This window comes from Pseudomonas sp. AM14(2022) (assembly GCF_036346455.1).
GTDB classification, from domain to species: Bacteria; Pseudomonadota; Gammaproteobacteria; order Pseudomonadales; family Pseudomonadaceae; genus Aquipseudomonas; species Aquipseudomonas putida_A.
In genome coordinates, this window is sequence record NZ_JAOTNY010000010.1 from 117077 (window position 1) to 141267 (window position 24191).

The 24191-nt window shown below is 60.4% G+C and carries 24 protein-coding genes; 21 read left to right on the forward strand and 3 right to left on the reverse strand.

Annotation, left to right across the window (positions count from 1 at the left end):
• Positions 1 to 306: 306 nt before the first annotated feature.
• A complete protein-coding gene (locus tag V3W27_RS19710) occupies positions 307 to 666 on the reverse strand; it encodes a DUF6124 family protein (protein WP_027613916.1) in 360 nt (119 codons plus the stop codon).
• 604 nt (positions 667 to 1270) lie between these two features.
• Between V3W27_RS19710 and V3W27_RS19715 the strand changes: the two genes are divergently transcribed.
• The 16 genes from V3W27_RS19715 to V3W27_RS19790 all read left to right on the forward strand — a co-directional run bounded on the left by V3W27_RS19715 (position 1271) and on the right by V3W27_RS19790 (position 19279).
• Positions 1271 to 1945 carry a hypothetical protein gene (locus tag V3W27_RS19715; RefSeq protein ID WP_330207329.1) on the forward strand — a complete coding sequence of 225 codons (675 nt, stop codon included), beginning with the start codon at positions 1271 to 1273 and terminating at the stop codon, positions 1943 to 1945.
• Positions 1946 to 2163: 218 nt separating this feature from the next.
• A complete protein-coding gene (gene flhA, locus V3W27_RS19720) occupies positions 2164 to 4293 on the forward strand; it encodes a flagellar biosynthesis protein FlhA (protein WP_027613918.1) in 2130 nt (709 codons plus the stop codon).
• A gap of 11 nt (positions 4294 to 4304) precedes the next feature.
• Positions 4305 to 5645 carry a flagellar biosynthesis protein FlhF gene (flhF, locus tag V3W27_RS19725; RefSeq protein WP_003222914.1) on the forward strand — a complete coding sequence of 447 codons (1341 nt, stop codon included), beginning with the start codon at positions 4305 to 4307 and terminating at the stop codon, positions 5643 to 5645.
• 113 nt (positions 5646 to 5758) lie between these two features.
• On the forward strand, positions 5759 to 6589 hold the full coding sequence (gene fleN / locus V3W27_RS19730; RefSeq protein WP_003222917.1) for a flagellar synthesis regulator FleN: 831 nt from the start codon (positions 5759 to 5761) through the stop codon (positions 6587 to 6589).
• On the forward strand, positions 6586 to 7326 hold the full coding sequence (gene fliA, locus V3W27_RS19735) for an RNA polymerase sigma factor FliA (RefSeq protein ID WP_007920004.1): 741 nt from the start codon (positions 6586 to 6588) through the stop codon (positions 7324 to 7326). Before fleN ends, fliA begins: the two co-directional genes overlap by 4 nt.
• Before the next feature lie 165 nt (positions 7327 to 7491).
• Positions 7492 to 7863: a chemotaxis response regulator CheY gene (locus V3W27_RS19740; protein ID WP_024012118.1), complete on the forward strand. Its 372-nt coding sequence runs from the start codon at positions 7492 to 7494 to the stop codon at positions 7861 to 7863.
• 17 nt (positions 7864 to 7880) lie between these two features.
• Positions 7881 to 8669: a protein phosphatase CheZ gene (locus tag V3W27_RS19745; protein ID WP_027613919.1), complete on the forward strand. Its 789-nt coding sequence runs from the start codon at positions 7881 to 7883 to the stop codon at positions 8667 to 8669.
• A 54-nt stretch (positions 8670 to 8723) separates the two neighbouring features.
• Positions 8724 to 11006, forward strand: coding sequence for a chemotaxis protein CheA (locus V3W27_RS19750; RefSeq protein ID WP_183781917.1), 2283 nt, complete (start codon positions 8724 to 8726; stop codon positions 11004 to 11006).
• A 49-nt stretch (positions 11007 to 11055) separates the two neighbouring features.
• Positions 11056 to 12192 (forward strand): protein-glutamate methylesterase/protein-glutamine glutaminase, encoded by a 1137-nt coding sequence (locus V3W27_RS19755; RefSeq protein WP_330207330.1) that lies wholly within the window; start codon positions 11056 to 11058, stop codon positions 12190 to 12192.
• A complete protein-coding gene (locus V3W27_RS19760; RefSeq protein WP_007967839.1) occupies positions 12192 to 12932 on the forward strand; it encodes a flagellar motor protein in 741 nt (246 codons plus the stop codon). The genes V3W27_RS19755 and V3W27_RS19760 overlap by 1 nt, the downstream gene beginning before the upstream one ends.
• Before the next feature lie 12 nt (positions 12933 to 12944).
• Positions 12945 to 13835 carry a flagellar motor protein MotD gene (gene motD, locus V3W27_RS19765; protein ID WP_027613922.1) on the forward strand — a complete coding sequence of 297 codons (891 nt, stop codon included), beginning with the start codon at positions 12945 to 12947 and terminating at the stop codon, positions 13833 to 13835.
• A gap of 43 nt (positions 13836 to 13878) precedes the next feature.
• On the forward strand, positions 13879 to 14667 hold the full coding sequence (locus V3W27_RS19770; protein WP_003222933.1) for a ParA family protein: 789 nt from the start codon (positions 13879 to 13881) through the stop codon (positions 14665 to 14667).
• Positions 14668 to 14669: 2 nt separating this feature from the next.
• Positions 14670 to 15632 carry a CheW domain-containing protein gene (locus V3W27_RS19775; protein ID WP_330207331.1) on the forward strand — a complete coding sequence of 321 codons (963 nt, stop codon included), beginning with the start codon at positions 14670 to 14672 and terminating at the stop codon, positions 15630 to 15632.
• Between the two features lie 90 nt (positions 15633 to 15722).
• Entirely contained in the window at positions 15723 to 16208 is a 486-nt protein-coding gene (locus tag V3W27_RS19780) for a chemotaxis protein CheW (protein WP_003222936.1), read from the forward strand.
• On the forward strand, positions 16209 to 16601 hold the full coding sequence (locus V3W27_RS19785) for a DUF2802 domain-containing protein (RefSeq protein WP_007961680.1): 393 nt from the start codon (positions 16209 to 16211) through the stop codon (positions 16599 to 16601).
• Positions 16602 to 16837: 236 nt separating this feature from the next.
• The gene (locus V3W27_RS19790) at positions 16838 to 19279 is read left to right on the forward strand and encodes a carbohydrate-binding protein (protein ID WP_330207332.1); all 2442 of its coding nucleotides are present in this window, start codon (positions 16838 to 16840) and stop codon (positions 19277 to 19279) included.
• Positions 19280 to 19324: 45 nt separating this feature from the next.
• Here the strand turns inward: V3W27_RS19790 and V3W27_RS19795 are convergent, their stop codons facing one another.
• Both V3W27_RS19795 and fliK read right to left on the reverse strand, forming a co-directional pair.
• Positions 19325 to 19654, reverse strand: coding sequence for an EscU/YscU/HrcU family type III secretion system export apparatus switch protein (locus tag V3W27_RS19795; RefSeq protein WP_007961677.1), 330 nt, complete (start codon positions 19652 to 19654; stop codon positions 19325 to 19327).
• Positions 19651 to 21231, reverse strand: coding sequence for a flagellar hook-length control protein FliK (gene fliK, locus V3W27_RS19800; protein ID WP_330207333.1), 1581 nt, complete (start codon positions 21229 to 21231; stop codon positions 19651 to 19653). Before fliK ends, V3W27_RS19795 begins: the two co-directional genes overlap by 4 nt.
• Positions 21232 to 21428: 197 nt before the next feature.
• Here fliK and ccmA point away from each other — a divergent pair, with 197 nt between their 5' ends.
• From ccmA to ccmE, 5 genes are all read left to right on the forward strand, one after another.
• Positions 21429 to 22064, forward strand: a complete 636-nt coding sequence (ccmA, locus tag V3W27_RS19805) for a cytochrome c biogenesis heme-transporting ATPase CcmA (RefSeq protein ID WP_045122041.1) — start codon at positions 21429 to 21431, stop codon at positions 22062 to 22064.
• Complete coding sequence (gene ccmB, locus V3W27_RS19810; protein WP_003222942.1) at positions 22061 to 22729, forward strand: heme exporter protein CcmB; 669 nt, start codon at positions 22061 to 22063, stop codon at positions 22727 to 22729. Before ccmA ends, ccmB begins: the two co-directional genes overlap by 4 nt.
• Before the next feature lie 78 nt (positions 22730 to 22807).
• A complete protein-coding gene (locus tag V3W27_RS19815) occupies positions 22808 to 23563 on the forward strand; it encodes a heme ABC transporter permease (protein ID WP_003222943.1) in 756 nt (251 codons plus the stop codon).
• On the forward strand, positions 23560 to 23736 hold the full coding sequence (gene ccmD / locus V3W27_RS19820) for a heme exporter protein CcmD (protein ID WP_115987129.1): 177 nt from the start codon (positions 23560 to 23562) through the stop codon (positions 23734 to 23736). Before V3W27_RS19815 ends, ccmD begins: the two co-directional genes overlap by 4 nt.
• Complete coding sequence (gene ccmE / locus V3W27_RS19825) at positions 23733 to 24188, forward strand: cytochrome c maturation protein CcmE (protein WP_096796249.1); 456 nt, start codon at positions 23733 to 23735, stop codon at positions 24186 to 24188. Before ccmD ends, ccmE begins: the two co-directional genes overlap by 4 nt.
• The last annotated feature ends 3 nt before the right edge of the window (positions 24189 to 24191 follow it).

Sequence of the window (24191 nt, forward strand, 5' to 3'; positions counted from 1 at the left end):
ATTGAGCGCGCGTTGGAGGAATTAGGCACCTGTCAGATCTGACAGGTGCTGGCGGGTTTCCGACAAGTGGTCATGTGGGCTGAAGGAAAGAGCCGACAAACCGCCGCCCGGTTAAATGAGGTGGCGGTTTTTTTATGCCTGAAGACATGTGTCGGCTGTGAGGCCGCCTTCGCGAGCAAGCCCGCTCCCACCGGTTCGGCGTGCAGGCACAGGTTTGTGATCGACACCAATCCCTGTGGGAGCGGGCTTGCTCGCGAAGACGTCAGCAGCCGCAACGCCTCACTCAGGGCTTGTCACAGATCCCTGCTACTGCGGCAACTCCAGATTATCCATCACCCGATTCACTGCCAGTTCCCCAAGCATGATCAGTTGCGCAATGCCCAACAGCGTCCTGCGCTGCGACGCCGGTATCAGATGGGCGAAGTCATTGGCGATGGTTCTGGCTGAAGCGAGTGTTTCGCAGGCATCGGCCAGCAGTTCTTCGTTTTTGAAGTCTGCGGTCACGGCGTACATCGAGCGGGTTTTGCGTTGAATGGGCGTGGCACCGGGCGAGCAGAGGTAGTGGTCGAGGGCGCGGTCGGCGGCTTCGTGGAGCTTTTTCGAATCGAGGGATTCGTAAGGGGAGGTGGCGTCGGTTTCGGGTGGGTTGGGTGTTGGTTTGATCATGGTGAGGCTCCTAGAGTCGACGGAGCTGCCACATTTCGCTGCGATACGAAAGGGAGGTGGCAGCTATACGCGGGTCGCAGACCGGGACTCTAGAACCGGCAGACCAAAGGTCTCCCACGTACAGCCGCCATAAAACGAGGACGGAAGTTGTGCGTCTAGAAATCAGCGGGCTGCGAGACCCGATCGCTGATTCGTCAGCGACCGACCCACAATAGAACCCGCCCCCAAGGCGCACAAGCCGGCGGATTCTGGCGTAGCTGTAGGCAATGGCGCAAGAATATGTAGCCCGCAAGGCGTGTCTGGAGGTGTCTTTTAAACGCCAGCGTTTAAAAGTGCTGCTCATGATTCTGTGGTGGCGCAGATGGCCTCTTCGCGAGCAAGCCCGCTCCCACAGAGGATCTGTGTGATACCGCCAATCTGTGTTCATTGCGGCGCGATTCCTGATAATTCAGAAGACCGCGACCTTCCGTTTATCTGAAAAAGACCTCTACCTGTTAGTTCTGACAGTGGACACACAGGGCATTCAGCTATTCCATGTTCCTTGGCAGGTTTCACGGGCAAGTCGCCTTCTGACCTGTCTTTAACATTCGCCAAGGAGAAGGTCATGCCAGAGAATTACAGAAAGCTTGAAGGAATGAGGTTTGATTTCGTTTCCGGGTCGGTGGCGAAAGAGTCCGATCATATCGCTTGCACGTTCACTTTTAATGCGGTGTTGGACTTCACGCATTTCGTGCACATGAGCGATGCGTATGTGCCGGGCTATCTCGGTTCGTATATCAATGCGATCAAGCCAAGGTTGGACGGGGTAGCCCACCATAGTCTCTACAACCGATTCAATAGTGCCGCTGGCAACATTCGCACTGTTGAAGAGTTGGTCAGAGTTTTCTCTTCGCCCAACAACTACTCCGACACATGGAGTAGCAATGGCACCGGCCTACTGGCGCGTTATCACAAACCACAATTTCACATGGTCGGTGATCAGTTACAGGTCACGGGTGGGCAGGACTTTCGATGGGAGGTCGAGCCGCAGGTCGAACGGAAGATCGAGCCACAGGATGTGCCGGACATTTACTTTGTCTGGGCACTGATTGTGTTGAAGGCATACCCCGAAGATCCTTTTCATCAGCCTGAGGAAATCGTGACTTTGGGCGATTCTGAGGAGGCGCTTGTCGACGTGGGAGGGAAGCCGATCCGTAAGGGTACGCGCTACCTGGTGGGCCGCGATTTGCGTCTTGGTGCGATAAATCCAGAGCAGATTTTGACTGCCGGGTATCCGTGAGTGCGCGGTTTTTTCTGATTTTTGTTCACCGCTAATGGTGATAGCCGTCCTGCGTCTGTTTTGCGGTCGGCTCCATGGCGCCCAGCTTCTGGCAAGACAATTCCCCTGAAGCAAACCTCAATTTCAATCCCCGGCAAAAGTTGGAAGGCTTCTTGCAGTAGCCGCCGTGCGCCTGCTTTGGGCGTCAAAAGTTTGCTTTAAAGGAACGGGGAAAACCGGTGGATCGCTCTCAGTTATTCAACACTGCTCGCTCGAATGTTGCCGACCTCAGTCGAGGCAATCTGGGCGTGCCGTTGTTGCTGCTGGTCATGCTGGCGATGATGATGTTGCCGGTGCCGCCGTTCCTGCTGGACGTGTTTTTCACCTTCAACATCGCCCTGTCGATCGTCGTCCTGCTGGTCTGCGTGTATGCGCTGCGGCCGCTGGATTTCGCGGTGTTCCCGACCATTCTGCTGGTGGCGACGCTGCTGCGGCTGGCGTTGAACGTGGCCTCGACGCGGGTGGTGATGCTCCACGGTCAGGACGGCCACGCCGCTGCCGGTAAGGTGATTCAGGCCTTCGGTGAGGTGGTGATCGGCGGTAACTACGTGGTCGGTATCGTGGTGTTCGCGATCCTGATGATCATCAACTTCGTGGTGGTGACCAAGGGTGCCGGGCGGATTTCCGAGGTGAGCGCGCGCTTCACCCTCGATGCGATGCCCGGCAAACAAATGGCGATCGACGCCGACCTCAACGCCGGCCTGATTGATCAGAATCAGGCCAAGGCGCGCCGTCAGGAAGTCGCCCAAGAGGCCGAGTTCTACGGTTCCATGGACGGTGCCAGCAAGTTCGTCCGTGGTGACGCCATCGCCGGCCTGCTGATTCTGTTCATCAACCTGATCGGCGGCATGGCCGTCGGTATCTTCCAGCACAACATGACCTTCGCCGACGCGGGCAAGGTTTACGCCTTGCTGACCATCGGTGACGGTTTGGTGGCGCAATTGCCATCACTGTTGTTATCGACAGCGGCAGCGATCATGGTGACCCGTGCTTCCGGTTCGGAAGACATGGGCAAACAGATCAACCGGCAGATGTTCGCCTCGCCAAAAGCGCTGGCGGTGGCCGCTGGTTTGATGGCGGTCATGGGTCTGGTCCCGGGCATGCCGCACTTCTCGTTCCTGAGCATGGCTGCGCTGGCTGCCGGTGGTGCGTACCTGTTCTGGAAAAAACAGAACGTCGCCAAGGTGCAGGCCCTGCAAGAGGTTCAGCGTCAGCAGGAACTGTTGCCGTCGCCGGCCCGCGCCATGGAAACCAAGGAGCTGGGCTGGGATGACGTGACGCCGATCGACATGATCGGCCTGGAAGTCGGTTACCGCCTGATTCCGCTGGTGGATCGCAATCAGGGCGGTCAGTTGCTGGCGCGGATCAAGGGCGTGCGCAAGAAGCTCTCGCAGGATCTGGGCTTCCTGATGCCGACCGTGCATATTCGCGACAACCTCGATCTGGCGCCGAGCGCCTATCGCCTGACCCTGATGGGGGTGATCCTGGCCGAAGCCGAGATCTACCCGGATCGCGAGCTGGCGATCAACCCGGGGCAGGTCTACGGCACGCTCAACGGCATTACCGCCAAAGATCCGGCTTTTGGCCTGGAGGCGGTGTGGATCGAAGTCAGCCAGCGTGCGCAGGCGCAATCGCTCGGTTACACCGTGGTCGACGCCAGTACCGTAGTCGCGACGCACTTGAATCAGATTCTGTACAAGCACTCCAGCGAGCTGATCGGCCACGAGGAAGTGCAGCAACTCATGCAATTGCTGGCCAAAAGCTCGCCGAAACTGGCTGAAGAGCTGGTGCCGGGTGTGGTTTCGCTGTCGCAGTTGCTCAAAGTGCTGCAGGCGTTGCTCGCCGAACACGTGCCAGTGCGCGATATCCGCAGCATTGCCGAGGCTATCGCCAACAACGCCGCCAAGAGTCAAGATACCGCCGCCTTGGTCGCCGCAGTACGCGTCGGCGTATCCCGCGCCATCGTCCAAAGCATTGTAGGCACTGACTCCGAGCTGCCTGTGATCACCCTGGAACCAAGGTTGGAACAAATATTGCTCAATAGTCTGCAGAAGGCAGGACAAGGCTCTGAAGAGGGCGTTCTGCTGGAGCCAAGCATGGCCGAGAAGCTGCAGCGTTCGCTTATCGAAGCGGCGCAGCGCCAGGAAATGCAAGGTCAACCGGTGATCCTGTTGGTAGCAGGCCCGATCCGCGCGATGCTCTCGCGTTTCGGTCGCCTCGCAGTTCCAGGGCTGCACGTGCTGGCCTACCAGGAAATTCCGGACAACAAGCAAGTGACCATCGTTGCGACAGTAGGGCCCAACGGCTGAGGTAGTGGTTTATGCAAGTTAAGCGTTTTTTCGCCGCCGATATGCGTCAGGCCATGAAGCTGGTTCGTGATGAGCTGGGCGCTGATGCCGCCATCATTGGCAACCGCCGCATTGCCGGCGGCGTCGAGCTGACGGCGGCGCTGGATTACAAATTGTCGGCGCTGGCGCCACGGGTTCCGAACATGGAACTCGAGGACGAGCTGCGCAAGACCCAGTCGCGCATCGTGACCGCCCAGGCCGAGCTGAGCCTGCGTGGCGAAGCCGACGGCAACACCAATCGCCAGTTGTTCGCCGGGCTGCCATTGACGGCCGGCCTGCCGCTGACCGCTGCCGAACCGTTGAGCGAACCGACTTACGCCGCCCCGGCGCGTCCGGCGCCCGCGCCTGCCCAGTCGTCCGCCGGCATCGATCCGCGTGCGCTGGATTCGATGCGTTTCGAATTGAACAGTCTGCGCGAACTGATGGAAGTGCAGCTCGGCACGCTGGCCTGGAATCAGCTGCAAGGCAGCCGTCCGGCACAAGCCAATCTGTATCGTCGTCTGCAACGCATCGGTCTGTCCGGGCCGTTGTCGCGCGATCTGCTGGCAATGATCACTGACATCGAAGAGCCGCGTCAGGCCTGGCGCATGCTGCTCGCGCACCTGGCGCGGATGATTGCCGTACCGGAAGTCGAGCCGCTGGAAGAGGGCGGGGTGATTGCCATGGTCGGCCCGGCCGGCATGGGCAAGACCACCACCCTGGCCAAACTCGCTGCGCGTTACGTGCTCAAGTACGGCGCGCAAAATGTGGCGCTGGTCAGCATGGACAGCTTCCGCATCGGCGCGCAGGAACAACTCAAGACCCTGGGGCGGATTCTCAATGTGCCGGTGACCCACGTCGATCCGGGCCAGTCGCTGGTGCAGGCGCTCGACCCGCTGCTGCGCAAGCGCGTGGTGCTGATCGATACCGCCGGCTTGCAGGCCAGCGATCCGGCCTTGCGCATGCAGCTGGAAAGTCTGGCCGGGCGTGGCATCCGTTCAAAAAATTATCTGGTGCTGGCAACCACCAGCCAGAAACAGGTTCTAACCGCCGCGTACCACAGTTACAAGCGTTGCGGGCTAGCCGGCTGCATCCTGACTAAACTGGATGAGACGGCCAGCCTTGGCGAAGTGTTGAGCCTGGCGATCAGTCATGAACTGCCGGTCGCGTACCTGACCGATGGCCCACGGATTCCAGATGATCTGCATCTGCCGCGCCGTCATCAACTGGTCAGCCGCGCCGTCAGCGTGCAAATGCAGGAAGAACCCAGCGAAGAAGCCATGGCTGACATGTTCGCTGATATCTACCACAGCCCGACCAAGCAGGTTGGCTGAGGTAATGAACCGTTTTTGTACCTACATCGATGGTCTGCCATGCATTGTTCCGGTTGAGAACGCGCAGCCAGTAATGTGGCCTCCGTCTATGCAAGACAAGGTAAAGAAATAACATGGGCAGCATGCATCCCGTACAGGTGATCGCGGTGACCGGCGGCAAAGGTGGCGTCGGCAAGACTAACGTGTCAGTGAACTTGTCTCTGGCGCTGGCAGAGCTTGGCCGTCGGGTCATGCTGCTGGACGCCGATCTGGGGCTGGCGAACGTCGACGTTCTGCTGGGACTGACCCCCAAACGTACTCTGGCCGATGTGATCGAAGGCCGCTGTGAGCTGCGCGACGTGCTGTTGCAGGGCCCCGGCGGGATCCGCATCGTGCCGGCCGCTTCCGGCACCCAAAGCATGGTGCACCTGAGCCCGGCGCAACATGCCGGTCTGATTCAGGCCTTCAGCGACATCGGCGACAACCTCGATGTGCTGGTGATCGACACTGCTGCGGGTATCGGTGACTCGGTAGTCAGTTTTGTCCGCGCCGCCCAGGAAGTGTTGCTGGTGGTCTGCGACGAGCCGACCTCGATCACCGACGCCTACGCGCTGATCAAACTGCTCAACCGCGACTACGGCATGAACCGCTTCCGCGTGCTGGCCAACATGGCGCAGAGCCCGCAGGAAGGGCGCAACCTGTTCGCCAAGTTGACCAAGGTCACGGATCGCTTCCTCGACGTCGCCTTACAATACGTCGGCGCCGTGCCCTACGACGAAAGCGTGCGCAAGGCAGTGCAGAAGCAGCGAGCGGTCTATGAAGCCTTTCCGCGTTCCAAGTGCGCGCTGGCGTTCAAGGCGATCGCGCAGAAGGTCGATACCTGGCCGCTGCCTGCCAACCCGCGCGGTCACCTTGAGTTTTTCGTCGAGCGCCTCGTGCAGCAAACAGCAGGGCCTGTGTTATGACCGCGAGCGGTATGAACTACTACAAGAAGTCGGCACGTGACGCGCAGTACGAGTTGATCGAGCGTTACGCGCCACTGGTCAAGCGCATTGCCTATCACTTGCTGGCGCGCTTGCCGGCGAGTGTGCAGGTTGAAGACCTGATTCAGGCCGGGATGATCGGCCTGCTCGAAGTCTCGACCAAATATGACGCCAGCAAAGGCGCCAGTTTCGAAACGTACGCGGGCATCCGGATCCGCGGCGCGATGCTCGATGAAGTGCGCAAAGGGGATTGGGCACCGCGCTCGGTTCACCGCAATACCCGTATGGTCAGCGATGCCATTCGCTCAATTGAAGCTAAAACCGGCCGTGACGCTAAAGATCACGAGGTTGCGGCCGAACTCCAATTGAGTCTCGACGATTACTACGGGATTTTGAATGACACCCTGGGCAGCCGGCTGTTCAGTTTCGACGACCTGTTGCAGGACGGCGAACACGAAGGGCTGCACGAGGATGGCGCCAGTGCTCATCTTGAGCCGTCACGCGATCTGGAAGATGAACGCTTCCAGGCGGCGCTGGCGGACGCGATTGCCAATTTGCCGGAGCGTGAGCGACTGGTGTTGGCGCTGTACTACGACGAAGAGCTGAACCTCAAGGAGATCGGTGAAGTCCTTGGCGTCAGTGAATCGCGGGTCAGCCAGTTACACAGCCAGTGCGCGGCCCGTTTGCGGGGGCGTTTGGGGGAGTGGCGAGCGCGCTGAAGGCAGTGTGGGGACACTGCGAACGAGGCTGGTGCGGTGAGAACGGCACCGGTCTTGCTCTGTTGTGCTCCAGACAGTCTTCGAGTGCTGCGCCGATTGATTGAAGTGGCGCGTCCAGGTGCTGGGCGCGTTTAAGACTGCTTGGAGGTCGAATTGAACAAAGACATGAAAATCCTCATCGTTGATGACTTCTCAACGATGCGGCGGATCATCAAGAACCTGCTGCGCGATCTCGGGTTCACCAACACCGTCGAGGCCGACGATGGCACTACCGCCATTCCGGTACTCAACAGCGGCAGCATCGACTTTCTGGTAACGGACTGGAACATGCCGGGCATGACCGGTATCGACTTGCTGCGCCACGTGCGTGCCGATGAAAAACTCAAGCATCTGCCGGTGCTGATGGTGACCGCTGAAGCCAAGCGCGAGCAAATCATCGAGGCCGCTCAGGCCGGTGTGAACGGCTACGTGGTCAAACCTTTCACGGCTCAGGCGTTGAAAGACAAAATCGAGAAGATTTTCGAACGCATCGGCTGATGACGCGCGGGGGAGCTATGGAGCATAACGAATCTTCACAGGGCGATTTCGAGTCGACCCTGAAAAAACACGCGGTCGAACTGGTCGAGAGCCTTGAAAAAGGCAGGTTCGGCGACGCTGTGCAACTGATCCATGAGCTCAATCAGACCCGTGACCGCGGCCTGTATCAGGAAGTGGGCAAGCTCACACGCGAACTGCACAGTGCGATCGTCAATTTCCAGATCGATCCGCACATGCCGCAGGCCGAGGAAGTGTCGCAAATCACCGACGCCACCGAACGCCTGGGCTATGTGGTCAAGCTGACCGAAGCCGCGGCCAACCGCACCATGGATCTGGTGGAAAGCGCCACCCCGGTAGTCAATGGCCTGGCTGAAGAAGCCCAGGCCCTGAGCACCGATTGGGGCCGCTTCATGCGTCGTGAGGTCGGAGCTGAAGAGTTCCGCGAACTGGCGCGCCGGGTCGACGGTTTTCTGTCACGCAGCAGCACGGACAACCGTGCGGTGTCGAGCAACCTCAACGACATCCTGCTGGCTCAGGATTACCAGGACCTCACAGGTCAGGTGATCAAGCGTGTGACCCAACTGGTCACCGAAGTCGAAAGCAATTTGCTCAAACTCGTCCTCATGGCCAGTCAGGTTGACCGCTTTGCGGGCATCGAACACGACCGTGCCGCGATGCTTGCAGAAAAAGATCCACAAAAACATCTCTCGCAGGGTGAAGGTCCGCAGATTCATGCCGATAAACGAGAAGACGTTGTGTCCGGTCAGGACGATGTGGACGATTTGTTATCCAGCCTCGGATTCTAGTGTTTTGGAATTTTAGGTTTTTTGGGTTTTTAGACCTGTAGGAGCACCCCATTAATGAGCTTCGGCGCCGATGAAGAGATCCTTCAGGATTTCCTGGTTGAGGCCGGCGAGATTCTTGAGCAACTGTCCGAGCAATTGGTCGAGCTGGAAAGCCGCCCGGATGACGCAGATCTGCTCAACGCAATTTTTCGCGGTTTCCACACTGTAAAAGGGGGCGCCGGCTTCCTTCAGCTCAACGAGCTGGTGGAGTGCTGTCACATCGCCGAAAACGTGTTCGACATCCTGCGCAAGGGTGAGCGTCGCGTTGATGCAGAACTGATGGACGTGGTGCTTGAAGCACTGGACGCGGTGAACAGCATGTTCAGCGAAGTCCGTGAACGTGCACCGATCACTGCTGCAACCCCGGAACTGCTGGCCGCGCTGGCGCGTCTGGCCGAACCGCAAACGGCCGACGAAGCACCGGCTTCGCCAGTGGCCGAGATGATCGAAGAACTGGTCGTCGAAGGCGATTCGAGCGATTCGGGCGACATCACCGATAACGAATTTGAACAGCTGCTGGATTCGCTGAACGCCGTCAAGGCCGAGGCCGAAGCCCCGGTTGCTGTTGCACCTGCGCCGGCTGCCGATGCGGCCGCCAGCGATGAAATCACCGACGCTGAATTCGAGTCGTTGCTCGATCAGCTGCACGGCAAAGGCCAGTTCGCGCCAGACGCCGTCGCACCGGCAGCGGCCGCTCCAGCGGCACCGGCGGCGGGCGACAGCTCGGACATCACCGACGACGAATTCGAAGCACTGCTCGATCAGTTGCACGGCAAGGGCAACTTTGCCGTGGAAGCGCTGGAGTCGGCGATCGCCTCGGCACCGGTTGCGCCTGCCGCACCGGCGGCCGCCGCTGCCGGCAGCGATCTGATCAGCGATCACGAATTCGAATCGCTGCTCGACGAGTTGCACGGCAAAGGCAAGTTCACCGACGTTGGCGCCGCTGCTGCGGGCACTGCGTCGACTGTGGCCGCGCCTGCCGCCAAGGCTGCTGCCGCTCCGGCCGCTGCGCCGAAGGCTGCGCCCAAGCCTGAGCCGAAAGCCGAAGCGCCAAAACCTGCTGCCGCTGCTGCACCGGCGCCGGCCCGTGCTGCCGCTGCTCCGCCGCCGGAAAAACCGGCGAGCGAAGCCGAGACCACCGTGCGGGTCGATACCGCGCGTCTCGACGAAATCATGAACATGGTCGGCGAGCTGGTGCTGGTGCGTAACCGTCTGGTGCGCCTGGGTCTCAACAGCGGCGACGAAGCCATGTCCAAGGCCGTGTCGAACCTCGACGTGGTCACGGCTGACTTGCAGACCGCGGTAATGAAGACCCGGATGCAGCCGATCAAGAAGGTCTTCGGGCGCTTCCCGCGTCTGGTTCGCGACCTCGCGCGTCAGCTCAAGAAAGAGATCAACCTGGAACTGGTGGGTGAAGAAACCGACCTCGACAAAAACCTTGTCGAGGCCCTGGCCGACCCGCTGGTCCACTTGGTGCGTAACGCCGTCGACCACGGCATCGAATCCCCAGAAGAGCGCGAAGCTTCGGGCAAGGCCCGTGGCGGTCGCGTGGTGCTGGCCGCCGAGCAGGAAGGCGATCACATCCTGTTGTCGATCTCCGACGACGGCAAGGGCATGGACCCGAACGTGCTGCGTTCGATCGCGGTAAAACGCGGTGTGATGGACAAGGATGCGGCCGATCGCCTGAGCGATACCGAGTGCTACAACCTGATCTTCGCCCCGGGTTTCTCGACCAAGACCGAGATCTCCGACGTGTCCGGCCGCGGTGTCGGCATGGACGTGGTGAAAACCAAGATTTCCCAGCTCAACGGTTCGATCAACATTTACTCGACCAAGGGCCAGGGCTCGAAGATCGTCATCAAGGTGCCGCTGACGCTGGCGATCATGCCGACCCTGATGGTGATGCTCGGCAATCAGGCGTTTGCGTTCCCGTTGGTCAACGTCAACGAAATCTTCCACCTCGACCTGTCGACCACCAACGTGGTGGATGGCCAGGAAGTGGTGATCGTGCGGGACAAGGCGCTGCCATTGTTCTACCTCAAGCGCTGGCTGGTCAGCTCCGCCGCTCACGAAGAGCAGCGCGAAGGCCATGTGGTGATCCTTTCGGTGGGCACCCAGCGGATCGGCTTCGTCGTCGATCAACTGGTCGGCCAGGAAGAAGTGGTCATCAAGCCATTGGGCAAAATGCTGCAGGGCACTCCGGGCATGTCCGGCGCCACCATCACCGGTGACGGCCGCATCGCGCTGATTCTCGATGTTCCAAGCATGCTCAAGCGTTACGCGACGAAGCGTATTTGAATCCGGGGCAGCGGGGCGACGACGTCCCGCTGCACCTAATGGAGTGTTTATGGCAGTCAAAGTCCTGGTGGTGGACGATTCGGGTTTTTTCCGCCGCCGCGTCTCGGAAATTCTTTCAGCGGATCCGAGCATCCAGGTGGTCGGCACGGCCACCAACGGTAAAGAGGCGATCGATCAGGCCCTGGCCCTCAAGCCGGACGTGATCACCATGGACTACGAGATGCCGATGATGGATGGCATCACGGCGGTGCGGCACATCATGCAGCGCTGCCCGACCCCGGTGTTGATGTTCTCCTCGCTGACGCACGAAGGCGCCCGGGTCACCCTGGATGCGCTGGACGCCGGCGCGGTGGATTTCCTGCCGAAGAATTTCGAAGACATCTCGCGCAATCCCGAGAAGGTCAAGCAACTGCTGTGCGAGAAGGTCCACAGCATCTCGCGCAGTAATCGTCGTTTCAGTGCCTACAGTGCGCCGGCTCCGGCCGCGGCACCGACGCCTGCGCCAGCCCCGGCGGCTTCGAGCTTCAGCGGGCACAGCGCTGCTGCTCCAACGCGTCCGGCGCCTGCTCCGGCACCTGCGCGTGCGCCAGCCGCCAGCGCGTCGTCGCCGGCACCAAAGCGCAAAGCCTACAAACTGGTTGCCATCGGTACCTCGACCGGCGGCCCGGTTGCCCTGCAACGGGTGCTGACCCAGTTGCCGGCGAACTTCCCGGCGCCGATCGTGCTGATCCAGCACATGCCCGCGGCGTTCACCAAGGCCTTTGCCGAGCGTCTGGACAAGCTGTGCCGCATCAGCGTCAAGGAAGCCGAGGATGGCGACATCCTGCGTCCGGGCCTGGCGCTGCTGGCCCCGGGTGGCAAGCAGATGATGGTCGACGGCCGTGGCGCGGTGAAAATCCTGCCGGGCGACGAGCGTCTGAACTACAAGCCGTGCGTGGACATCACCTTCGGTTCCGCAGCCAAGTCCTACGGTGACAAAGTTCTGGCGGTGGTCCTCACCGGCATGGGCGCCGACGGCCGCGAAGGCGCGCGTCTGCTCAAGCAGGGCGGCAGCTCGGTATGGGCACAAGACGAAGCAAGCTGCGTGATCTACGGCATGCCGATGGCCATCGTCAAAGCCGATCTGGCTGACGCGGTCTACGGCCTGGACGACATCGGCAAGCACATCGTCGAGGCGTGTATCTGATGGATGTTCTAAGCCTTATCGGGATTATTCTGGCGTTCGTCGCCATCATCGGCGGCAACTTCCTTGAAGGCGGTCACCTCGGCGCGCTGGCCAACGGCCCGGCGGCGCTGATCGTGCTCGGGGGCACCATCGGTGCCGCGCTGCTGCAATCGCCGATGAGCGCGTTCAAGCGCGCCATGCAGATTCTCGCCTGGATCCTGTTTCCGCCACGGGTGGACCTGGCCGGCGGCATCGACCGCGTGGTCAACTGGAGCCTCACCGCGCGCAAGGAAGGCCTGCTCGGGCTGGAAGGCGTGGCCGATGCCGAACCGGACAACTACTCGCGCAAGGGCCTGCAACTGCTGGTCGATGGCGCCGAGCCGGAAGCGATCCGCAGCATCCTCGAAGTGGATTTCTACACTCAGGAAGCGCGCGACATCGAGGCCGCTAAAGTCTTCGAAAGCATGGGCGGCTACGCGCCGACCATCGGCATCATCGGTGCGGTGATGGGCCTGATTCATGTGATGGGCAACCTCGCTGATCCGACCCAATTGGGCAGCGGCATTGCCGTGGCATTCGTCGCGACCATCTACGGCGTGGCCAGTGCCAACCTGGTGTTGCTGCCGGTGGCGGCCAAGCTCAAGTCAATCGCGTTGCGGCAGTCGCGTTATCGCGAAATGTTGCTGGAAGGTATTTTGTCGATCGCCGAAGGTGAAAACCCACGCTCCATCGAGTTGAAGCTGCAAGGCTTCATGGATTAAGGGAATAACCTCATGGCTCGTCGCAGACATCAGGAAGAACACGTCAATCACGAGCGCTGGCTCGTGTCGTACGCTGACTTCATCACGTTGTTGTTCGCTTTCTTCGTGGTGATGTATTCCATCTCGTCGATCAACGAAGGCAAGTACAAAGTCATTTCCGAGGCGCTGATCGGGGTTTTCACTGACTCCGATCGCTCGCTCAAGCCGATCCCGATCGGTGAGGAACGGCCGAAAACCGTGACCCCGGCCAAGCCGTTGGTCAAGGACAGCGAGCAGGTCGATGCCGGTATCGCCGGGGCCAGCGATCCGCTGAAAAGCATTGCCGATGACATCAGTGCCGCGTTCGGCGACTTGATCGCTTCCAACCAGATGACCGTGCGCGGCAACGAGTTGTGGGTCGAGATCGAACTCAATTCCAGCCTGTTGTTCGGCAGTGGCGACGCAATGCCGAGTGATATCGCGTTCAACATCATCGACAAGGTCGCGGCGATCCTCAAACCGTTCGACAACCCGATTCACGTCGAAGGCTTCACCGACGATCAGCCGATCCGCACCGCGCAGTACCCGACCAACTGGGAACTGTCCTCGGCGCGTTCGGCGAGCATCGTCCGGATGCTGGCGATGCAGGGGGTCAACCCCGGGCGTCTGGCCTCGGTGGGTTACGGTGAGTTTCAGCCGGTGGCCAACAACGCCACCGCCGAAGGCCGGGCGAAGAATCGTCGCGTAGTGCTGGTGGTGTCGCGCAACCTCGATGTGCGCCGCAGTCTGACCGGTACCGGTACCGCCAATGCACAACCGGACGCGGCATTGAAGCGCGCTGGCACACAAACTGCACCGTCTCCGGTCAAGACGCCGGGACGCGAGAGTGCCGTCAATTCTCCGTCGCCCGCATTAATACGCTGAGCTATGTCTCGGTCGAGCATCTCGACCGGGAGGAACGAACCGAATGAGAGTCTGGGCAGTCGCCAATCAAAAGGGTGGTGTCGGTAAAACCACATCTTCCATCGCTTTAGCCGGATTGCTGGCGGAGGCGGGCAAGCGCGTGGTTGTGGTCGATCTCGACCCGCACGGCTCGATGACCAGCTATTTCGGCTACGACCCCGACAGCCTGGAGCACAGCAACTACGACCTGTTTCTGCACAAGGGCAGCGTGCCGCAAGGCTTGCCCGGGCAGTTGCTGCTGTCGACCAGCGACGAACGCATTTCCCTGTTGCCGTCGAGTACCGCACTCGCCACCCTTGAGCGCCAGTCGCCGGGGCAGAGTGGTTTGGGCCTGGTGATCGCCAAGAGTCTGGCGCAGCTGTGGCAGGATTTCGATTACGCGATCATCGACAGCCCGCCGTTGCTCGGTGTGCTGATGGTCAACGCCCTGGCCGCGAGCCAGCAACTGGTGATCCCGGTGCAGACCGAGCACCTGGCCGTCAAAGGCCTGGAACGCATGGTCAACACCCTGGCGATGATCAACCGCTCGCGCAAACAAGCGCTGCCGTTCAGCATCGTGCCGACCCTGTTCGACCGCCGCACCCAGGCGTCGCTGGGCACCTTGCGCGTGCTGCGTGACAAATTCCCGGAAGAGATCTGGCAGGGTTACATCCCGGTCGATACCCGTCTGCGCGACGCCAGCCGGGCCGGGGTCACGCCTTCGCAGTTCGACGGCAAGAGTCGTGGCGTGCTGGCTTACCGCGCGCTGCTCAAGCATCTGCTGGCGCAACAACTTGTTCCGCAGGTGGCTTGAGCATGAATCGGCCGATCAAACTGACATCGCGTCCGCAACTGGCGTTGCAGTCCTATCTGGACAGCTTGCTGCAGGAAATCCCTGACGAGTTGCCGCCGGTGGAAGTGCCGGTCGAGGCGTCGGTCGAGGTGGTCGAAAGTGCTGCGGCGCTGGATGAATTCCAGGCTGCGGTACTGGAAGAGCAGGCGCGTGATGCGCAGAAAACCACCAAACCTGCCGCCCCGGTTGCCGCGCCTACCGCCGCACCGATCGCCAAGGCGCCAGTGGCGTTGATCGAAGAAGCCGAGCCGCCACGCGCGCCGGTATCGACACTCGCACCGCTGCTGCAAACCCAATTGCTGAAAACCGCGCCGGAACCGGTTGTGGCCGAAGCGGCGTCGGTGGCACCGGCACCCGTCGAACAGACGCGGGTGCCGCCAGTGGTGGAAGTGCACCTGCCACCGAGCAACACTCCGCCACCGGTGGAAACCGATGGCCGTCCGGCCTGGGCTTCGGAAGCCTTCGAATGCCTGTTGTTCGATGTTGCCGGCCTGACTCTCGCCGTGCCGCTGGTGTGCCTTGGTTCAATCTATTCGCTGGCCGGCCATGAGCTGACGCCGCTGTTCGGTCAGCCGGAGTGGTTCCTCGGGATTCTGCCGAGCCAGGCCGGCAATCTGAAAGTGTTGGACACGGCGCGTTGGGTCATGCCGGATCGCTATCGCGATGACTTCCGTCAGGGCCTGCAGTACGTGATTTCGGTACAAGGCTACGAGTGGGGCCTGGCGGTGCATCAGGTCAGCCGTTCGTTGCGTCTGGATCCGAATGAAATCAAATGGAGAAGTCACCGGGGTCAGCGGCCATGGCTTGCCGGCACGGTGATCGAGCACATGTGTGCATTACTTGATGTAGCCGCGCTGGCCGAGTTGATCGCCAGCGGCGGGGCAAAGCACTTGGGCGGCCACAAGCCGCTACATAAATCGACATAGCAGCCGACATAACAGTCAGGCGAAGGCATTGTTCAATGCCTCCACACAGAACACACACCGCCCAGTGCGGTTTTTTCGAGGGGTCAGGGTATGAGTAGTCAGGCGACGAATGCAAAAGGTTCTGAAGATCCGATCCTGCAATGGGTGACCTTCAAGCTGGACAACGAAACCTACGGCATCAACGTGATGCGCGTTCAGGAAGTCCTGCGTTACACCGAAATCGCGCCGGTACCGGGTGCGCCAAGCTACGTGCTGGGCATCATCAACCTGCGCGGTAACGTGGTCACCGTGATCGACACCCGTCAGCGCTTCGGCCTGAACAGCGGCGAGATCAGCGACAACACCCGTATCGTCATCATCGAAGCCGACAAGCAAGTGGTCGGGATCATGGTCGACAGCGTGGCCGAAGTGGTTTACCTGCGTCAGTCGGAAATCGAGACTGCGCCGAACGTCGGCAACGAAGAGTCGGCCAAGTTCATCCAGGGCGTGTGCAACAAGAACAACGAGTTGCTGATCCTGGTCGAGCTGGACAAGATGATGAGCGAAGAAGAATGGTCGGAACTGGAGAGCATCTGATTGATTCTCGAGGTAGCGGTCATTGTCCTGTTCCTCTTTTGGGCAGGCACGCTGGCAATGTTTCTGGCGTACATCAAGGCGCAGCGGGTGATCGCTGCGCAACAGGCCCAGGGCGATGCGCTGCGTGACCAGCGCATCAAGGACCTGGCCAAGCGTGTCGACGACTATCAGAACGGCAACGTGCGCATGGGCGAAGCCCTGCACGAGCTGCGCTCGGTCGTCGGCCCGTTGCCGGACAAGATTGTCGCGCTGGAACAACGCGACCCGTCGAGCCTGTCGTTCGCCCAGGCGGCGAAACTGGTGGGCATGGGCGCGAGCGTCGATGAGCTGACCCAGTCCTGCGGCTTGACCCAGGCCGAGGCGGAGTTGATGCGCAAGCTGCACAGAAGCTGATATGCGTAGAGGCATGTCATTTGAATAAGAATCGCCGGTCATGCCGGCGATTTTTTTTGCGCTCGATTTTGTTGCCTGATTCGCCCATGACCGTCTATCTGAACTGGTATTTCTGACAGTAGAGAATTTCGCTCATCGCTCCTCACACTTCTCGTGACTCGCGATAGTCCCGTCGGCTTTTTCAGGCAGACGCGTCTGATCGCCAATTCACCGATCCAGCCAATCGTGGAGTGGGTATGCATTTGCCAGCCAGAATCGAGCGCGTGAAAAAAGTCCGGTCACCCGGTGTTGCCGCCCTGTGGCTGGCAGTCGTGCTGCTCCTGACGGCTTGTCAGGCTCAGGTCAGCAGGCTTGCTCCAGAAGCCGATATTGCCGACCGGCAAAATTGTCACGGTGTCCACCTGGTCAATGTCGTTGCGCATATGGACGACGATCTGCTGTTTATTGATCCGCGGATTTCGCAAGTTCTGGCTGCCGGCGGCTGTGTGACCAGTATCTTCATGAACGGTGGCAGTTCTGGCGCCGGTTTCGACTATGTGTTGAAGCGCGAAAGCGCGTCGAGAAAAGCCTATGAAAAAATGCTGGGTTTTGCGACCGGATGGACGCCTTACCTGATATTCACTGATTCAGCCATTGTGATGAGCGTCAAGGCCAATGAGCGACCTGGATTGAAGCTCATATTTTTGCGTGTGCCGGGGGGGGACGTTCGTGGTGGAGATGTGCCGCTGGCCGATTTGCTCGACCTCGATAAAACTGTTCGGAGTTGGCCCTATCTGGACTCGGCTTCAGGTCCGGTAAACCTCTACAGTCGAACATCTTTTGTGCAGCTCTTGACTGAGCTGATCGTCAATGAAGGAGCCACCCGGGTGTATGCACTCAATCCGGATACCGTTCCGTACACGGAGCATCCTGATCATATTTATTCGGCACGTTTGACGCGCCTGGCCTTGCGCGGGATCAGTGCAGATATCCCGGTGGTTTATCACGAGACCTATCCCTCGGCGGCCGTCGCTCCTAACGTGGACCCGGCAGCGGTGCAGGCTAAACGGCATGTTGTCGCCAGTTACTTTCATTTTGAAGGGGCTGAGCCAGTCAGCAGTGCGTACAGTGAAGCCACCTGGAATGGCAATTGGGTGGCGCGACTCAATTTCACGCTCAGCCATGCTCACGCCGCCGGGCCACTGGTGAATATCCCTTTCAGACCGCTAGTCAATTTCCAGACGCAACAGTGCCTGGTTTCCAATGGATTGGGGCAGCAGGTGACACTGGATGGATGTGAGCCAGACGCTGACCAGCGCTGGGCGTTTGTGCCCTCCGACATTGCAGTCGGCGCGAGCAGGGGAGTTGCACTGCTGAAAACAGCCTCTGGCCATTGCATAGCGCGTCAGAATGGCCAATTGATCGAACGCGCATGTGAAAGCAGTGAGCCCTCTCAACACTGGACTCCGTGGGATTTCGGGAAAATTTATGTTCCCGGAGCGCAGGGGCAATGTCTGGACGGAGTACAGCCGAGCTTGATAGCGGATTGCAGGGAGTTTGCGGGTTCTACGTTGTGGGTGCGCAGCATCGATAACATCGACAGCAATGATTCGATGGAAGTGGCGCTGACGGGGGATGTCATCGGTGACGGGACGAACCGGACGGTGCAAGTGCAGCGCCGGGAGGATGGTCCAGGTGTCGATATTTGGGTCACGTCGCTGGACGCAGACGCGATTGCATCCGAGAAATGGTATGAGGACAGACTTCCATTTGATCCAGACTCTTTTGATTCCGGGTGTGCTACAGCCATTTGCTACGACACTACGCGCTATCTGCTGGCTGATTTCACCGGTGACGGCAAGGCTGATCTGATGGCGATATCGCCCGGAAAAGCTGACGAAACCATTTTCAGGCTATTGAAGAATGAAGGCGGGCATTTTGCTGATCCGGTTATCTGGCGTTCGGTTCCGCAAGGACATGCCTACCGGCAAGCTCAGCAATATCTGGCTGGCGACTTCAGGGGCGTCGGCAAGCAAGATGTGTTGATCGTGCAAACCCTGAATAACACAGTGTCCGATTTCTGGCTGATGGAGAATAAAGGGGCGAGTCTGGGCGTTCCTGCTCACTGGGGAGATGCTCGAAAAAACCCATTGCCGGTCCATTTCTACAGCGCCAGGCTGGACAACGATGGCAAGGATGATGTGCTCGCTGTTGATTTAAGTGCACAGTTCTTGAAGCTGCTCACCTACAGGAGCAGCGGCCGTTCTCTGGATTTTGAGAAAGCCTTGGAGTTGCCGGGCTTCTATTCTGCGGGTTCAAAGACCGCAGTGCTGGATTCGCCGATTACCAAACTGACCGATGTATGGGTGCTGCACGCTCGATCAGACGGTAGTGATATCAATTTCTGGAAAGTCGCAAATCTTGGCGGCGGAGAGTTCGAAGAGCCTTCGTCTCCGGCTTTCGAGACGAGCGTGCTTAATTGGGCTGACGTGCGGCCTTATGGGCTGGGGACGGGCAGGCAGATCCTGCTTCCCTATCGCGTCAACGATCCTGTGCATGAGTATTACTGGCGAATCGGGAAAATCGGCTTCAAGGCACTGAATCTGTCCGAGCAAGGTATGCCCCTCGAGATCAAGGATTATGGACGTTCACCACGGTTTGAATGGGCGAACCTGCAGTGGCGAGCGCGCTTGAATTGAATAGCGAGCGAGGACGCGTGCACTTGAGCCTGTATCCGGCGCGGCCTAGTAATCAGCCCCGCGTTCGGTAACGTCCTTCTCGACCATCGGCGCATCCGGATCCTGCCCCTCGGGGAATTTCCCCTTCAGGTTCCACGCAAACGCGATGATCTCGGCGATGGTGCGGTACAGCTCCTCGGGGATGCTGTCGCCCAGTTCCATGCGCGCCAACAGCCGTACCAGCTCGGCGTTTTCATAGATCGGCACTTCGCAGTCGCGGGCAATGCGCAGGATTTCTTCGGCCAGTTCCTCGTCGCCCTTGGCGGTGAGGGTCGGGGCGTGGTTGCCGTCGTATTTGAGGGCGATGGCCTGGCGTGGAGCAGTGGAATCGTTCATGCGGTTTCGTCGACCCAGCGGTGTTCGAGGCGGGTTTGATTGCCTTGCGGCGGGGTGCCGAGATGGCAGTCGAGATCGCCGACGTTCAGCCCGCGATCGAGCATGCGCTGGCGCAGGGCGAACAGATTATTGCCGATCAGGTCGGCGGTGTATGGGCGTTCGACCCAGAGCTGGCTCGACAGGCTGCCGGCAATCAACTGCGCCTGAATCTGCATCGGCCCCAACGGCTCCATGTCGAACGCCAGGTCGACGCGCCACAGCTGCTGTCTGGGCTCGCGTTCGTCACGGCGTTCGTTGGGTTGCGGTTCTCTTTCTGGCGCTTCTTCGCGCTGAAACTTGACCTGCAACGGCACGATGTCCTGCAGGTTGCGCATGGGGATTTCCAGCTGCCAGGTGCTGAGCAGACGGCCGTCATCGGTGACACCGGTCTGTTCCAGGCTCGACAGCTGATGGCTTTGCAGGCGCGACACGGCGGCTGCAGCGAGGCGCAGCAGATGTTCCAGATCGCCTTCGCCGTCGAGACTTTGCAGCAGACGGTCGGGCAGGGGGAAACTGCTCGGCACGGGTTTGGCGCTGACCTGACCGAGAGCGCCGAGGGCGTTGCGCACGAAACTCGGCAGCGCCTGTGCCAGGGTGTTGGCAGCGATGATCGCGTTGAAACTGGCATTGCCCGGCGCACCCGGGGACAGCTGCGCGATCAACTTGAGCAGATCGGCTTTCATGTCCGGGGCCAGCGCCGGATTCTGTCCGGTCAGCAATTTGGCTTCGAGAAAGGCACCGCTGTTGGCCAGGGCCAGGGCTACGCCTTTGGCGCTGCTCATCTGCTGCACATCGGGCAGGTTGGCGAGCAGACGCACGACGGCAGCGCGCAGATCCTGTGAGGTCTGATCGTCGTCGCTCGGCAGGTTTTGCAGAGCATTGAGCAAACCGTCCAGCGAACCTTGGCGACTCTGCTGGCCGAGCAGTTGCTGGCTCACCGCCAATTGCTCCTGGCGGCTGCTCAGCGGCACGAACTTGAGGGTTTGCGAATCTTCGACCAGTGCCGAGAGCAGAGTGCCGATGCGCAGCGGCGTCGGGCTGTCGATGTCCAGCGTGGCACCGCTCTGCGCGGTGTTGAGCAGGCTCACCAGCGAGCGGTACACCGTCGGCTGTCCCGGCACTTGCGGCAGTGTCTGCGAGGTCAGCACCTTGCCTTGCAGCAGCGTGCCGACCGGCAACTGCGCGGTGTCGATGCGGGTGAGGGCGGCGACGCTGCTGGCAATCGCCTGTTGCACGGTGATCGCCAGATTGCCCGCCGACGGCTGAGTGACGGCCAGGTTGGTGCCGGTCGGCAACGGCAGGTTGCTGCTGGCTTGCACGGTGGTCTGCCGGCCGCCGTCGACGGTGACCTTGAGCAGCAGTTGAAAGGTCTGATCCGCCTGCTTGAGTGACAACACCTCGGCCTGGGCGCTTTGCCCGGCGCCGATCAGGCCTTCGACCGGGGTCAGCAGCTTGAGCAACTCACCGCTCATCACCAGCGGACGCGCGTTCGCCGGGGTGGTGGGCGGGAGCGGGAGGATGTTCATTTCGCCTGTCATACGCGGACACAACCTGAGGAAATTGCGCTCTTGGGAGTAAGGCACGGCATGTATAATGCCGCGCGTCTTGCGCTTCGTTCAGAAAACATAGCAATTGTTTGATCCAGCTCTCTGCTTCGCACCGTCATTGCATTTATCCTGCATCTCTTTAACGGCCGCGCCAGAGCCGACTTGAACCGTATAAGGCCCGTGATCCCTTGACCAGTCCTGTCCTGCAAACCGTTGCCCTTGCCTGTGAGCGAGACCTGCGGCTGCTCTTCGAAAATCTCGAATTGCGACTGGCCAGTGGCGATATGGTGCAGATCAGCGGCCCCAACGGCAGCGGCAAGACCAGCCTGCTGCGTCTGTTGTCCGGGTTGATGCAGCCGACCAGCGGTCAAGTGCTGCTCAACGGCCAGCCCTTGACTGCACAACCGAGCGAACTGGCGCGCAACCTGCTGTGGATCGGCCACGCTGCCGGGATCAAGGACCTGCTGACCCCGGAAGAGAACCTGTCCTGGCTCTGCGCCTTGCATCGGCCGGCCGAACGCGAAGCGATCTGGCAGGCATTGGCTGCCGTAGGATTGCGCGGTTTCGAAGATGTTCCCTGCCACACCCTGTCCGCCGGTCAGCAACGCCGCGTGGCGCTGGCGCGGCTGTATCTGGACAGCCCGCCGCTGTGGATTCTCGACGAGCCGTTCACCGCGCTCGACAAACAGGGCGTGGCGCAGCTTGAAGAGCACTTGGCCGGGCACTGCGAGCGCGGCGGTCTGGTGGTGTTGACCACGCACCACACGCTGAGCCGGATGCCGGCCGGTTATCGCGATATCGATCTGGGGAACTGGGCAGTATGAGTGTGTTCGGCCTGCTGGTTGCCCGTGAGTCCCGTTTGCTGTTTCGTCGCCCGGCGGAACTGGCCAATCCGCTGATTTTCTTCGCCATCGTCATCGCCTTGTTCCCGCTGGCCGTCGGCCCGGAAACTCAAGTCTTGCAAAACCTGTCCCCGGGGTTAGTCTGGGTGGCCGCGTTATTGTCGGTCCTGCTTTCGCTGGACGGACTGTTTCGCAGTGATTTCGAAGATGGCTCCCTGGAACAGTGGGTCCTTTCGCCGCACCCGCTGCCCCTACTGGTGCTGGCCAAGGTGCTGGCACACTGGCTGTTCTCGGGACTGGCACTGGTTCTGCTCTCGCCGTTGCTGGCGTTGATGCTCGGTTTGCCGGTCGCCTGCCTGCCGGTGTTGCTGTTGTCGTTGCTGCTGGGCACCCCGGTGCTGAGCCTGCTCGGTGCGGTGGGCGCGGCGCTGACGGTTGGTTTGAAACGCGGCGGCCTGTTGCTGGCATTGCTGATTCTGCCGTTGTACATCCCGGTGTTGATCCTTGGCAGTGGCGCCTTGCAGGCCGCCTTGCAAGGCATGCCGGCGACCGGGTATCTGCTGTGGCTGGGTAGCCTGACCGCCCTGGCGATCACCCTGACACCTTTTGCAATAGCTGCTGGCCTGAAGATCAGCGTCGGCGAATAATGAGGTCTGGTTAAAATTTAACCAGCAAAGACCCTAAGACTGCTCACACCGATGAGCGGCACCCGTGATGGAAACAGTATGAACTGGACCTGGTTTCACAAGCTCGGCTCGCCCAAGTGGTTCTACGGCATCAGCAGCAGGTTTCTGCCGTGGCTGAGCATTGCCGCGTTGCTGCTGATCAGCGTTGGCGTCGTCTGGGGCCTGGCCTTCGCGCCGCCGGATTATCAGCAGGGCAACAGCTTCCGCATCATCTACATCCACGTGCCGGCGGCAATGCTGGCGCAGTCGATCTACGTGATGCTGGCGGTGTGCGGCGTGGTCGGGCTGGTGTGGAAAATGAAACTGGCCGACGTCGCCCTGCAATGCGCGGCGCCGATCGGCGCGTGGATGACCGCCGTGGCGCTGGTCACCGGGGCGATCTGGGGCAAGCCGACCTGGGGCTCGTGGTGGGTCTGGGATGCGCGGCTGACGTCGATGCTGATTCTGCTGTTCCTGTATTTCGGGGTGATTGCGCTGGGCAACGCCATCAGCAACCGCGACAGCGCCGCCAAGGCCTGCGCGGTGCTGGCGATCGTCGGGGTGATCAACATCCCGATCATCAAGTACTCGGTGGAGTGGTGGAACACCCTGCACCAGGGCGCGACCTTCACCCTCACTGAGAAACCGGCGATGCCCGCGGAAATGTGGCTGCCGCTGTTGCTGACGGTGCTGGGGTTCTACTGCTTCTTCGGCGCCGTGCTGTTGTTGCGCATGCGCCTTGAAGTGCTCAAGCGCGAAGCCCGCGCCAGTTGGGTGAAAGAAGAAGTGCAGAACAGCCTGGAGGCCGCGCGATGAGTTTCGCTTCATTCGGCGACTTCCTCGCCATGGGCCATCATGGCCTGTATGTCTGGTCGGCCTACGGCATTTGTCTGACGGTGCTGATCCTCAACGTGGTCGCACCGATCGCGGCCCGCAAGCGCTATCTGCAACAAGAGGCGCGTCGTCTGCGCCGGGAGAACGGCAAGTGAATCCGCTGCGCAAAAAACGTCTGACCATCATTCTGGCGATTCTGGTCGGGGTCGGCGCTGCCGTCGGCCTCGCCCTCAGCGCCCTGCAGGAAAACATCAACCTGTTTTACACGCCGACCCAGATCGCCAACGGTGAAGCGCCGCACGACACGCGCATCCGCGCCGGCGGCATGGTCGAGAAGGGCTCGCTGCAACGTTCGCCGGACTCGCTGGACGTCAAATTCGTTGTCACCGACTTCAACAAAGCCGTGACCATCACCTATCGCGGGATCCTCCCGGATCTGTTCCGCGAAGGGCAGGGCATTGTCGCCCTGGGCAAACTCAACGCCGACGGCGTGGTGGTGGCCGATGAAGTGCTGGCCAAGCACGACGAGAAGTACATGCCGCCGGAAGTGACCAAAGCGCTGAAAGACAGTGGTCAATCGGCACCGACCCAAGCGAAGGAGGGTTGATCG